This window comes from Wohlfahrtiimonas sp. G9077, assembly GCF_002252155.1.
GTDB lineage: Bacteria > Pseudomonadota > Gammaproteobacteria > Cardiobacteriales > Wohlfahrtiimonadaceae > Wohlfahrtiimonas.
The window spans coordinates 142,977-155,321 of sequence record NZ_NEFD01000004.1; the positions used below are offsets into that span (position 1 = coordinate 142,977).

Genomic DNA, 12,345 nt, shown 5'->3' on the forward strand with positions numbered 1-12,345 from the left:
GGATAGAGAATGAAATATGATGTGATTGCCCTTGGTGCCGGTTCCGGCGGCATCTCCGTTGTGGAACGCGCAGCAAGCTATGGCGCAAAATGTTTAGTGATTGAAAAAGGCACTGTGGGCGGTACATGTGTGAATGTGGGTTGTGTGCCTAAAAAGATCATGTGGAATGCATCTCACGTGGCCGACACCATTCACAATGCCACAGGTTATGGTTTTGATGTGGCTTACAAAGGCTTTTCATGGGCAACCTTGAAAGAAAAGCGTGATGGTTACATCAACGGCATCACTCAGTGGTACGGCGGTTACATTGAGTCTTTGGGCATTGATTATGTGGAAGGCGCCGCTAAATTTGTGGATGATCACACCATTGAGGTCGATGGCAAGCAATACACAGCCGATCACATTGTGATTTCAACAGGCGGTCGTCCACGTGTGCCATCGGATGTGAAAGGCGCTGAGCTTGGCATCACATCGGATGATTTCTTTGCCTTAGAAACACAACCAAAACGCATTGCAGTGATTGGCGCCGGTTATATTGCCGTTGAAATTGCGCAGTTGATGCATGGTTTAGGCTCTGAATCTCATTTATTCTGTCGTCATGACAATGTGCTTCGCAGCTTTGATGACTTTGTGACCGATGAATTGAAGTTAGAACTAGAAAAAACCGTTCATTTACACACAAATTCAGCAATTGAAGCATTAGAGCAGAGAGACAATGGCATTGCTGTGATCTCAAACCATGGCGCGATTGAAGTAGATACCGTCATTTGGGCGATTGGCCGTGATTTAAATACCGATAATATTGGTTTGGAAAATACCTCTGTCACCGTTGAAGCCGGTGGCGTGATTCCCACAGATCAATTCCAAGAAACAAATGTCAAAGGCGTATTTGCTTTAGGCGACATCACTGGTAAATTCCCATTAACGCCAGTGGCCATTGCTGCAGCGCGCCGTTTAGCGGATCGTTTATATGGTGGCAAAGAGGGTAGATACTTACCGTATGAGAACATTGCGAGCATTGTGTTTTCTCATCCACCGATTGGCACTGTGGGCATGACGGAAAAAGAGGCCAAAGCCCAATATGGTGAAGATGCCATTAAGTGCTACACCACATCTTTCACATCGATGTATTCAAGCTTTACGCCAAATCCTGTCAAAACAGCCATGAAACTCATTGTGGCAGGCGAGAATGAAAAAGTTGTGGGCGTGCATTTGTTTGGTCCACAAGTGGATGAAATGCTCCAAGGCTTTGCAGTTGCGGTGCGTATGGGTGCTACGAAACAAGATTTTGATGATACAGTGGCCCTTCACCCAACTTCCGCAGAAGAATTGGTCACAATGCGCTAAACTTAAAATTCATTTTGTATTACAATAGCTCTTTTCGTAGTTAAAAGAGCTTTTTTATGTTCGCAGAATTCTTCTCAGGGATTGATTGGCAGTTAATCGCGATATTGATTGGGTCCGTTGGGCTGGTGTTAGCTTTTGAGTTTGTCAATGGATTCCATGATACCGCCAATGCCGTGGCTACAGTGATTTTCACCAAATCCATGAAGCCAGGGATGGCGGTTTTTTTATCGGGCATATTTAACTTTTTAGGGGTGGCCTTTGGTGGCTTAGCCGTGGCATATGCCATTGTGAATCTCTTGCCGATGGAATTATTGGCAACGGCAAACTCCACAAAAGGTTTGGTGATGATCTTTTCACTCTTGATTGCGGCGCTCATTTGGAACTTAGGCACATGGTTCTTTGGCATTCCGGCATCGAGCTCGCACGCCTTGATTGGCTCCATTTTAGGTGTGGGTTTGGCCAATGCTTTGATTGAGCATGGCTCTTTAGTGGAAGGCGTGAACTGGCACAAAGCTTGGGATGTCTTTTTCTCACTATTATTCTCACCCATCATCGGAGCGGGGATTGCCGGCTTATTCATGATTCTATTGTTAAAATGGAAGCCAAAAAGCAACATTCACAAAACCCCGCACATTCGCCATAACATTGAGAAGAAAAAACGTCCGCCATTTTGGCCGCGCTTTTGCTTGGTGTGTTCGGCAATGGGCATGAGCTTTGCCCATGGTCAAAACGATGGTCAAAAAGGCATTGGCCTTGTGATGCTTGTGCTCTTTAGCATCGTGCCAGCGCAATTTGTGGTGAACATGAATTCAAACGTTTATGACATTCAGCAAACAAAAGTGGCTGCGCAATTGATTGTGACATCATATGACAAAAACAAAGATGTGATGGAGCAGATCTTCCCAAAACCCACGCACGAGATGAAAACATTGTTCAGCTGTGAGCCTTCAGAAATGGTCAAACATGCTGATAAATTGGTGGGATTATTAAATGGCATCACAAGTTACAGTCAATTAGATACAGATCAACGTTGGGCTGTGCGCAATGAGGTGTTGTGCCTTGGCAACATCTCTAAAAAATTAGAGCATGCCGATGAGTTATCAAGTGCGGATCGTCAAACGTACAAGAGCATTTCCAAAGATTTAACAAAAACAACACAATACGCACCCATTTGGGTGATTTTGGCGGTGGCTGTGGCACTGGGTTGTGGCACCATGATTGGCTGGCGCCGTGTTGTGAATACTGTAGGCGGTAAAATCGGTAAAAAAGAGATGACGTATGCTCAAGGCATGAGTGCTCAAATTACCGCAGGTGTGTCGATTGCATCTGCCAGTTATTTTGGTTTACCTGTTTCTACGACACATATTCTATCAAGTGCCGTTGCAGGGACAATGGTGGCCAATAAGTCTGGCCTACAGGCCTCCACAGTTCGAAGCATTTTGATGGCTTGGGTATTAACATTGCCTGTGTCCATCATTTTAGCCTTTGGACTGTATTACATTGGTAACCATTTATTTATCTAGATTATGAACAAATTATTGACAGTTGAAGAAGGGGCTGCGGCATTGATCGCTCAAGAGATCATTGTCTACCCCACAGAGGGCGTTTATGGCATCGGCGGCGATGCGCGCAATGTTGAATTGGCCAAGAAAATCTGTGCCATCAAAGGGCGCCCCTTAAGCAAAGGGCTCATTGTATTAGTGGATGATTTATCTCGCTTAGGCGATTGGATCATTCCGTTAACAGATGAACAAAAAGCACGCATGAAAACATTAGATTATGGCTTTCATCACACATGGCTTGTGCCGAAAACTGCAAATTGCCCCGTTGAATTGTCGGGTGATTCTGATGATTTGGCTGTGCGCTTAACCACACATGACACAGCGCGTGCTTTATGTGAAAAATTGGGGGCACCGCTCATTTCCACAAGTGCCAATGCTCAAGGTGAGCCATCCATTTTAACCGAAGATGATGCGTTGGCCTTTGATCATCCCTTCATTTTTGGTGTGGTGGATGGAAAATTGGGCGGTTTGCCACAAGCCACCAAGATCCAGCATGTGGTGACAGGCGAGGTTTACCGCGTCTAAATTTTGATTCCCATCAAAATTGTGCAGAAAATAAAACCTTTTAGGTTTATGATTCAATGGAGTGCGGCATAATAGCTCGAATTGATGGAAAACCATAAAGGAAGCACAATGACAAATTTAGATTATAAAACTCCCCCGAATATGGAACTCTCTGATTTGCCAGAAGGCGTCACGGCGTATGAAGAGAAAACTTTGACCTATTACGATGGGTCGACGCGTCGCATTTATGTGGTGGATGAAGAGGTTCCATATCCTGATGGTCGCTTGATTGTTTCGCGCACCAATACCGATGGTATCATTACGCATGCGAACCAAGCATTTGTGGACATGTCTGCATGGACAGAAGAAGAGCTCATTGGCTCGCCACATTCGATTTTGCGTCATCCGGATGTACCGCCTGAAATCTTTAAAGATTTGTGGGATACCGTGCAATCAGGTCAGCCTTGGCGTGGATTTGTGAAGAATTTGCGTAAAGATGGTCGTTATTATTGGGTGTATGCAACCGCTAGCCCAAACTATGATGATGGTCACATTATTGCGTACACATCTGTGCGCCGTAAGCCTTCGCAAGAAGGGGTGAACCAAACTTTGGAAACCATTGCTAAATTGTGGGCAGCAGAGTAATCAACAGCCCATTAAACAAGAGTCATAAAAAAAGCCCAATTCACATTGGGCTTTTTTGTGGCTAAGAATGTTTAGAAGTTGATGCTCACACCCAACCAATAACGGCGGCCATCTAGGTTTTTACCATAAGTGTCTTGGTTCACACGTTGATTGGTGATGTTATAGACACCGGCAAAGACGCTGGCATCTTTCGTCACTTGGTAAGATCCGCCAAGATCCCATGTGGTGTAATCAGGATAAACGTAGTCGATCCCTTTTTTGCTGCGGCCACTGGTTTCGATCTCTTTACCACGGTAATTGACTTGTGTCCAAAGGTTGGCTTTTTCCGTCATTTGCCAATCAGCATGGAGATTAAAGATATGCTTAGGAATGCGATTTAACGGTTTGCCTTTATGGATGCCACTGGTTTGTTCAGTTTTATTGTAAGTGTAGCTGGTGGATAATTTAACAGTATCCATCGGATACCACTGTGCAGAAAGCTCTGCACCATAGAGTTTTGCGGTGTCTACGTTTTGGTTGGTGTTGATGAATCTAAAGCCATAATCACACGCATCACCAATTTTACATACGGTGATTTCTTGGATTTTGTCTTTAAATTTAGTGTAGAACACTGTGGCATCTAAGCTTAATTGATCATTTGGTGAGAAGTTTAAGCTCACTTCATAGTTTAAAGATTTCTCAGGTTTAAGATCAGGATTGCCCAAAATCACGCCATTGCCGCCAGGGCCGCCGGTGCCATGACCCCAATCGGCCACCGCTTGACGAATGTTTGGCGTGCGATAACCAGAAGAGATGCCGCCTTTTAATGTCCAAGCATCATCAATGTTCCATACTGCATATAAACGTGGTGTCACTTCGCCGCCATAGTTTTCATCATGCTCATAACGCACGCCTGCGGTTAGGGCAAAGTTATCTAAAATCCACCATTCATCTTCCACAAAAATGGCATAGCTTTTGCGGGAGATGTTATTGACGGATTTTTTCAATTGGTTGTTACTATCTGTGAGTTTTTCATCGCGATATTGCGCGCCAACCGTCACAGTATGTGTGGCGATCGGAATGATCACATTGCCGGTGACTTCCGTATTTTTTACGATCATTTTACGCGTGGTGTTGTTATTTTTCTCATGGGCAATCAACAAATCACTGGTGATGCCATTGTCAAACTCACCTAAATAACGTACGGAAAAGTTATCACGGGTATATTTTTCTGTTTTATCTTCGTTTTTGATCCATTGACCGGTTTTTTTATTCTCATAACCTTCCGCTAAGGTTTTGCCCACATGATAAATGCGCTTTTGTGTGCTTGTGGCTGCTTCAAGCTCAAAGGTTTGACCTTTAACAGGTACGATTGTGAGTTTACCGCCAATGTTGGTCAAATCACGTCCGGGGGTCTCTTCAAGGTGTTTGTCCTCTTTACGATGGCTGTATTTGCCATACACTTGCAAACCTAACGTCTCTTTAATGAGCGGGCCATTTAAATAAAATTCTGTGTTGCCATAATTGCCTTGGTCAGAGTTGTGTTGCACCGTGTAATCGGCGCGCACATTGCCCATCCACTGATCGGTGATTTTCTTGGTGATGACATTCACAACGCCGCCCATGGCATCTGAACCATAACGAGAAGACATTGGGCCGCGCACCACTTCAACGCGCTCGATGGCGGCTAAGGGTGGAATCCAACCTTGCTCAATGCCAGAGCCATCGCTGTTTGGGCGAGATCCGCGGGAATTTTGACGTTTACCATCCACCATCATCAATGTGTATTGTGGTGCCATGCCGCGAATGCTGATGTCTTGGCTCGCGCCGCCACCTGTGATGACAACGCCCGGTACATCTTTAATGGCATCAGTCACATCACGAAAGGGTGCATTGTCTAAGGCTTCTTTAGACACCAAAGAGATGGAGGCTGGTGCACTTTTCACTTCTTGGCTAAAACCACCGGCAGTAACCACCACTTTTGAGAGGTCAATGATAGAAGTCTCATCAGAGTAATTGTTTAAATCATCTAAAGTTTCGTTCACTTGTGCAGCAGCAGGGGAGAGAACAGCAATGACAGCGCATGCCATTAAGCTTTTGCGCGGGTTAAATGTGGGCATAATGATCCTTTGATTGATAACATTGTTTTCATATTTGAATGATAATTATTATCAAATAGAAGTAATAGTCAAATGAATAAAGGTTTACTTTTGTAAACAATAATCATTAGCTTTTGGTAATTATTATTTAAATGTCTGAATTACAAGTAATCTACAAAGATAAGATTCAAATAATAAATTTGAAACTGACTGAAAATTGTGCTAATTCTAGTGGTCATGCAATCGATTCATCCTGAAGAACCACAAGACTCATGTCAGTCAATTAATCTAAAAATAGGAGGATTAGTCATGACAAACACAATGAAAGCGATGGTGTATTACGGTAAAGATGATGTGCGATTTGAAGAACGCCCAAAACCTGAGATTATCGAGCCCACCGATGCCATCATTCGGTTAATCACAACCACCATCTGCGGCACAGATTTGGGCATTATTAAAGGTAAAAATCCAGAAATTGCATCCACGGCTAAAGAGAAAACTGGCGCATTCAATGGCCGCATTTTAGGTCACGAAGGCGTTGGCATTGTGGAAGCAGTGGGCAGTGCGGTGAAAAATTTTAAAGTGGGTGATGAGGTGATCATCTCATGTGTTTCCCGCTGTGGCACCTGTGAAAATTGCCAAAAACAGCTCTATGCTCACTGTTTAAATGGTGGCGGTTGGATCATGGGTTATATGATCGATGGCACGCAAGCTGAATATGTGCGCACGCCGTTTGCGGACACATCCTTATATCATCTGCCAGAAGCCTTAGATGAAAATGTGGCGGTGCTTTTGTCCGATGCATTGCCAACATCCCATGAAATTGGCGTGCAATATGGTGATGTTAAACCCGGTGACACAGTCGCAATTGTTGGCGCAGGTCCCATTGGCATGGCGGCATTGTTAACCGCGCAACTCTATTCCCCAAGTGAAATCATTGTGGTGGATATGGATGAAAACCGTTTAGACATGGCGCTCGATATGGGTGCAACGATGGTGATCAATTCAGGAAAAGAAGAGCCCATTGCGCGCATTTTAAAAGAGACTGGCGGACGCGGCGTTGATTGTGCGATTGAAGCGGTTGGCATTCCTGAAACGTGGGATGTGTGCCAACATGTGGTGAAAGAGGGCGGCAACATTGCCAACGTTGGCGTCCATGGTCAATCAGTGAGTTTCGCCCTTGAAAAATTGTGGATCAAAAACCTAACCATCACCACAGGATTGGTCAATGCAAACACAACGGACATGCTGTTAAAAACATGTTGTTCAGGTAAATTGCCGTTGGATAAAATGATCACCCACCAATTTAAATTCGATGATTTAGAGCTTGCGTATCAAGTCTTTAAAAACGCAGCCGATGAAAAAGCGATGAAAGTGATCATCAATTATTAATTGACAGTCATGAAAAAAGCGGGCATTGCCCGCTTTTTTACTATTCATTGCACGATGGATTAAAGCTGTGCTTTGATCCAAGTGGATGCCGCGGCTAAAGCGTCGTCTACTTTTTCACCATGCTGACCGCCCGCTGTGGCAGAATCAGGGCGACCGCCGCCTTTACCGCCAACAATGGCAGCAGCAACATTCACAAATTCGCCCGCTTTCACTTTGGCTGTCAATGATTTCTCAATGGCGGCAACCAAAGTTGCTTTACCATCCACAGCAGAGCCTAACAACACGATGCCTTGAGATTGATCACGCAATTTGTCTGCCAATTCACGCAGCATTTTGGTTTCAACTTCTGGCACATGGGCGATGATCACTTTGACATCATTGATCACTTCAGCATTGGCCAATAACTCACCGCTTGAGGCTAAGGCCAATTTTGATTTCGCTTGTTGCAATGCTTTATCAGAGGCTTTTAAATCTGCCAATGTTTGCTCAGATTTGGTCACAAGTTGTTCTGGCGTAGATTTAAAGAGCTCAGACAATGTGGCGATCAAACGCTCAGATTCTTGCGTAATGGAAAGCGCATGTAAACCTGTAGTGGCTTCAATGCGGCGAACGCCAGAGGCAATGCCTGTTTCATATAAAATCTTAAATGGACCGATGTCACCTGTGCGCGCCACATGTGTACCGCCGCAAAGCTCAATGGAATGACCCATTTCAACCACACGGACATTGTCGCCATATTTCTCACCAAAGAGTGCCATTGCACCTTTAGCTTTAGCATCATCAATCGGCATCACTTCAATGGCCACAGGCTCATTGGCGATGATGGCTGCATTGACATGAGATTCAATCGCTTGCAATACATCCAATGGAATCGCTGCATTGTGAGAGAAGTCAAAGCGTAAGCGGTTAAAGGTCACCATTGAACCTTTTTGCTCAACGTGATCACCTAAAACAGCCTGTAATGCATGATGCAATAAATGTGTGGCGGAGTGATTTTTACGGATGTCGTTGCGATAGCTTTCATCAATTTTCGCATGGACCGTCGCGCCTTTTGTCAATGAACCGCGGCTCATGTGACCAAAGTGTAAAATGGCATCCCCTTGTTTTTTGGTATCTTCAACGATGAAAAGATTGTCACCAATGGAGATCGCACCATGGTCACCAACTTGGCCACCAGATTCTGCATAAAATGGCGTGCGCTCAAGCACCACAATGCCGTGATCACCTTCAGATAATGCATCCACCAACTCGCCATCTTTGGCCAATTCTAGGATCACAGTGTCTAAATGATTCTCTGTATAACCCACAAATTCAACGGGTTTGGTTAAATCAATGGCGACAGTTTTTTCTGCACTGAATTGATTGGCTGCACGAGCACGGGCACGTTGTTCTTCCATGCACGCTTCAAAGCCATCCATATCGAGGGCCAATTGTTGCTCACGGGCAATGTCATTGGTTAAATCAACCGGGAAGCCGTAAGTGTCATACAATTTGAAGATGGTTTCACCAGAAATGGTTGTGGCACCATTGAGGGCTTTGATGTCCGCTTCTAACAGTTTTAAACCATTTTCAAGGGTTTCAGCAAAGCGCATCTCTTCTTGTTTGATGGCCGCTTCAATGTGAGCTTGTTTTTCGATCAACTCAGGGTACGCATCGCCCATCACATCGGCTAAAGTTTTGGCCAATGTATGGAAGAATAGACCTTTTTGCCCCAATTTATAACCATGACGCACAGCGCGGCGGATGATGCGGCGAAGCACATAACCACGGCCTTCGTTTGAAGGCAATACGCCATCGGCAATTAAGAATGCCACTGAGCGAATGTGATCGCTGATGACTTTTAATGAGTTGTGTTTAAGATCTGTGCAACCCGTTGCCGTTGCAGCGGCTTTGATCAATGTTTGGAATAGATCAATGTCATAGTTGTCATTGACATGTTGCAATACCGCAGATAAACGCTCTAAGCCCATGCCTGTATCTACAGAAGGCTTTGGCAATGGATGCAAGACACCGGCTTCATCGCGGTTAAATTGCATGAACACCAAGTTCCAAATTTCGATGAAACGGTCGCCATCTTCTTCAGGAGATCCCGGAGGACCGCCCCAAATATGATCACCGTGGTCATAGAAAATTTCAGAACATGGACCACATGGACCTGTATCACCCATTTGCCAGAAGTTATCTGAGCTGCCATCTTCTTTTAAGCCAATGCGGATGATGCGCTCAGCAGGCACGCCAATTTCATCTTTCCAGATGTCATAGGCTTCATCATCGTTATGGAATACAGTGACGGTTAATTTTTCAGCCGGAAAACCATACACTTGCGTGAGCAATTCCCACGCAAAGTTAATGGCATCTTTCTTGAAATAATCGCCGAAACTGAAGTTCCCCAACATTTCGAAAAATGTATGATGGCGCGCAGTAAAGCCCACGTTTTCTAAGTCGTTGTGTTTACCACCGGCACGCACGCAGCGTTGTGAAGTGGTTGCACGCACATAATCGCGCTTTTCTAAGCCTAAAAATAGGTCTTTAAACTGGTTCATCCCTGCGTTTGTAAAGAGCAACGTTGGGTCATTATGCGGAACCAATGAACTTGAAGCGACTTCTGTGTGCCCTTTTGAAGCAAAGAAGTCTAAAAATTTTCGGCGTATTTCAGTAGTTTTCATAAAAATATACAAAGGTTTAATTAAAAGTTACAGAGCGTGATCCATAAAGACCCAAGGGGTTTTTTGTTTCATGCGCTCTTCATAAGCTTTGATGTCATCTGTGTGTTGAAGGGTCAGACCAATGTCGTCAAAACCATTGAGCAAGCAATATTTACGGAATGCATCCACATCAAAAGTGAACGGTGAGTGTAATCCTTTCCCGTCGAGTTGACAAATGAGTTGCTGGCTTGGCAGATCAATGATGATCTCTAAGCCTTCATGCTGATGAATCAGTTCAATGATTATATCAACATCTTCTGCCGAGAGCACAATCGGTAACACACCATTTTTAAAACAGTTGTTAAAAAAGATGTCTGAATAACTTGGCGCAATGACGGCACGAAAACCGTAATCATCCAATGCCCAAACGGCATGCTCACGAGAAGAGCCGCAGCCAAAGTTTTCACGGGCCACTAAAATGGAGGCACCTTGATAACGGGCTTGATTGAGTGAGAAATCAGGATTGATTGGGCGCGTGCTGTTATCCATGCCAGGGGCGCCAACATCTAAATAGCGCCATTCATCAAAAAGATTCACGCCAAAGCCTGAGCGTTTGATGGATTTTAAAAATTGTTTTGGGATGATGGCATCCGTGTCGATGTTCGGGCGATCGATGGCAACGGCAATGCCTTGATGAGTGGTGAATGGTTTCATGGGATCTCCTTATAACGTACGAACATCAACAAAATGGCCAGCAATTGCAGCAGCGGCTGCCATGGCAGGGCTCACTAAATGTGTGCGTCCGCCAGCACCTTGACGACCTTCAAAGTTGCGGTTAGAGGTCGAAGCGCAGTGTTCGCCAGGATTTAAGCGATCATTATTCATGGCTAAACACATAGAGCAACCTGGTTCTCGCCATTCAAAGCCCGCTTCCGTGAAGATTTTATCTAAGCCTTCGGCTTCCGCTTGTGCTTTGACTAAGCCTGAGCCTGGCACAATCATGGCTTGTAAAATGTTCGGTGCCACTTTTTTGCCTTTGGCCACAGCCGCCGCTTCACGCAGATCTTCAATGCGTGAGTTCGTGCAAGAACCAATGAATACTTTGGTTAAAGGAATGGCAGATAATGGCATGTTGGCCGTTAAATCCATGTAGGCCAAAGCTTTTTCCATGCCTGAGCGCTTGACAGGATCGCTCTCTTTGGCAGGATCAGGAATGCACTCATCAATGGCAATGACCATTTCAGGGCTCGTGCCCCAGCTCACTTGTGGTTTGATCTCGTTGGCATTTAAACGCACTACATGATCAAATTGCGCGCCTTCATCAGAATGTAAGGTATTCCAATAAGCCACTGCTTGATCCCACATCTCACCTTTTGGTGAGAGCGGACGATCTTTCACAAATTCTAATGTGGTGTCATCCACAGCAACCATCCCAACACGGGCGCCGGCTTCAATGGCCATGTTACAAATGGTCATGCGCCCTTCCATCGATAGACTTCGGATGGCAGAACCTGAAAACTCAATGGCGTAACCTGTGCCGCCTGAGGTGCCAATTTCACGGATGATGGCAAGCACAATGTCTTTTGCCGTCACGCCCGCTTGCAATTGACCTTCGACAATGATGTTCATGGCTTTAGATTTTTTTTGCACAAGGCAGCATGTTGCCATGACATGTTCCACTTCGCTTGTGCCAATGCCAAAGGCAAGGGCACCAAAGGCGCCATGAGTTGCCGTGTGAGAATCCCCGCACACAACTGTCATGCCGGGGAGCGTTGCACCTTGCTCAGGTCCCACAACGTGCACAATGCCGCGGCGAATGTCGCCAACAGGGAAATAGGTCACGCCGGCTGCGCGTGCATTTTGATCCAATGTATCCACCTGCAATTTAGAGATGGGATCATCAATGGTTGTAAAGCCTGGTGTGGTTGGCGTATTGTGATCAGGTGTTGCAATGATGGAGTTTTTACGCCAAAGGTCGCGTCCTGCCAGTCGCAGTCCTTCAAATGCTTGAGGACTGGTGACTTCATGGATGATGTGTCGATCAATGTACAATAAAGCGGTGCCATCTTCTTCTGTGCGCACAACGTGGGCGTCCCATAACTTATCGTAAAGCGTTTTGGCCATTTTAAAACTCCCCTAAAATTAAACATCCTGCTATGATAATCTCGTCAC

At 45.2% G+C, this 12,345-nt stretch carries 9 protein-coding genes; 5 read left to right on the forward strand and 4 right to left on the reverse strand.

What is annotated here, in order from left to right; all coding sequences use genetic code 11:
* The first annotated feature begins 9 nt into the window (after nucleotides 1-9).
* The 4 genes from gorA (at nucleotide 10) to B9T20_RS06925 (ending at nucleotide 4,058) form a co-directional block, all read left to right on the forward strand.
* Nucleotides 10-1,347 carry a glutathione-disulfide reductase gene (gene gorA, locus B9T20_RS06910; protein ID WP_094490385.1) on the forward strand — a complete coding sequence of 446 codons (1,338 nt, stop codon included), beginning with the start codon at nucleotides 10-12 and terminating at the stop codon, nucleotides 1,345-1,347.
* A gap of 56 nt (nucleotides 1,348-1,403) precedes the next feature.
* Nucleotides 1,404-2,870 carry an inorganic phosphate transporter gene (locus B9T20_RS06915; protein ID WP_063504189.1) on the forward strand — a complete coding sequence of 489 codons (1,467 nt, stop codon included), beginning with the start codon at nucleotides 1,404-1,406 and terminating at the stop codon, nucleotides 2,868-2,870.
* A gap of 3 nt (nucleotides 2,871-2,873) precedes the next feature.
* The gene (locus tag B9T20_RS06920; RefSeq protein WP_094490386.1) at nucleotides 2,874-3,434 is read left to right on the forward strand and encodes an L-threonylcarbamoyladenylate synthase; all 561 of its coding nucleotides are present in this window, start codon (nucleotides 2,874-2,876) and stop codon (nucleotides 3,432-3,434) included.
* A gap of 108 nt (nucleotides 3,435-3,542) precedes the next feature.
* Nucleotides 3,543-4,058, forward strand: coding sequence for a PAS domain-containing protein (locus tag B9T20_RS06925; RefSeq protein ID WP_094490387.1), 516 nt, complete (start codon nucleotides 3,543-3,545; stop codon nucleotides 4,056-4,058).
* A 71-nt stretch (nucleotides 4,059-4,129) separates the two neighbouring features.
* Here the strand turns inward: B9T20_RS06925 and B9T20_RS06930 are convergent, their stop codons facing one another.
* Nucleotides 4,130-6,157, reverse strand: a complete 2,028-nt coding sequence (locus B9T20_RS06930; RefSeq protein WP_094490388.1) for a TonB-dependent receptor domain-containing protein — start codon at nucleotides 6,155-6,157, stop codon at nucleotides 4,130-4,132.
* A gap of 300 nt (nucleotides 6,158-6,457) precedes the next feature.
* Between B9T20_RS06930 and B9T20_RS06935 the strand changes: the two genes are divergently transcribed.
* Complete coding sequence (locus B9T20_RS06935; RefSeq protein ID WP_369907465.1) at nucleotides 6,458-7,528, forward strand: zinc-dependent alcohol dehydrogenase family protein; 1,071 nt, start codon at nucleotides 6,458-6,460, stop codon at nucleotides 7,526-7,528.
* Nucleotides 7,529-7,587: 59 nt separating this feature from the next.
* Here the strand turns inward: B9T20_RS06935 and alaS are convergent, their stop codons facing one another.
* From alaS to leuC, 3 genes are read right to left on the reverse strand one after another with little or no spacing between them, the layout of a single operon-like run.
* Nucleotides 7,588-10,200, reverse strand: coding sequence for an alanine--tRNA ligase (gene alaS, locus B9T20_RS06940; RefSeq protein WP_369907466.1), 2,613 nt, complete (start codon nucleotides 10,198-10,200; stop codon nucleotides 7,588-7,590).
* A gap of 21 nt (nucleotides 10,201-10,221) precedes the next feature.
* A complete protein-coding gene (gene leuD / locus B9T20_RS06945) occupies nucleotides 10,222-10,887 on the reverse strand; it encodes a 3-isopropylmalate dehydratase small subunit (RefSeq protein WP_063455624.1) in 666 nt (221 codons plus the stop codon).
* A 9-nt stretch (nucleotides 10,888-10,896) separates the two neighbouring features.
* A complete protein-coding gene (gene leuC, locus B9T20_RS06950) occupies nucleotides 10,897-12,297 on the reverse strand; it encodes a 3-isopropylmalate dehydratase large subunit (RefSeq protein ID WP_094490391.1) in 1,401 nt (466 codons plus the stop codon).
* Between the last annotated feature and the right edge of the window lie 48 nt (nucleotides 12,298-12,345).

Bases quoted from the DNA above. Each gene is read 5' to 3' on its own strand.
- gorA (WP_094490385.1), top strand. From the start codon at position 10: ATGAAATATGATGTGATTGCCCTTGGTGCCGGTTCCGGCGGCATCTCC.
- B9T20_RS06915 (WP_063504189.1), top strand. From the start codon at position 1,404: ATGTTCGCAGAATTCTTCTCAGGGATTGATTGGCAGTTAATCGCGATA.
- B9T20_RS06920 (WP_094490386.1), top strand. From the start codon at position 2,874: ATGAACAAATTATTGACAGTTGAAGAAGGGGCTGCGGCATTGATCGCT.
- B9T20_RS06925 (WP_094490387.1), top strand. From the start codon at position 3,543: ATGACAAATTTAGATTATAAAACTCCCCCGAATATGGAACTCTCTGAT.
- B9T20_RS06930 (WP_094490388.1), bottom strand. From the start codon at position 6,157: ATGCCCACATTTAACCCGCGCAAAAGCTTAATGGCATGCGCTGTCATT.
- B9T20_RS06935 (WP_369907465.1), top strand. From the start codon at position 6,458: ATGAAAGCGATGGTGTATTACGGTAAAGATGATGTGCGATTTGAAGAA.
- leuD (WP_063455624.1), bottom strand. From the start codon at position 10,887: ATGAAACCATTCACCACTCATCAAGGCATTGCCGTTGCCATCGATCGC.
- leuC (WP_094490391.1), bottom strand. From the start codon at position 12,297: ATGGCCAAAACGCTTTACGATAAGTTATGGGACGCCCACGTTGTGCGC.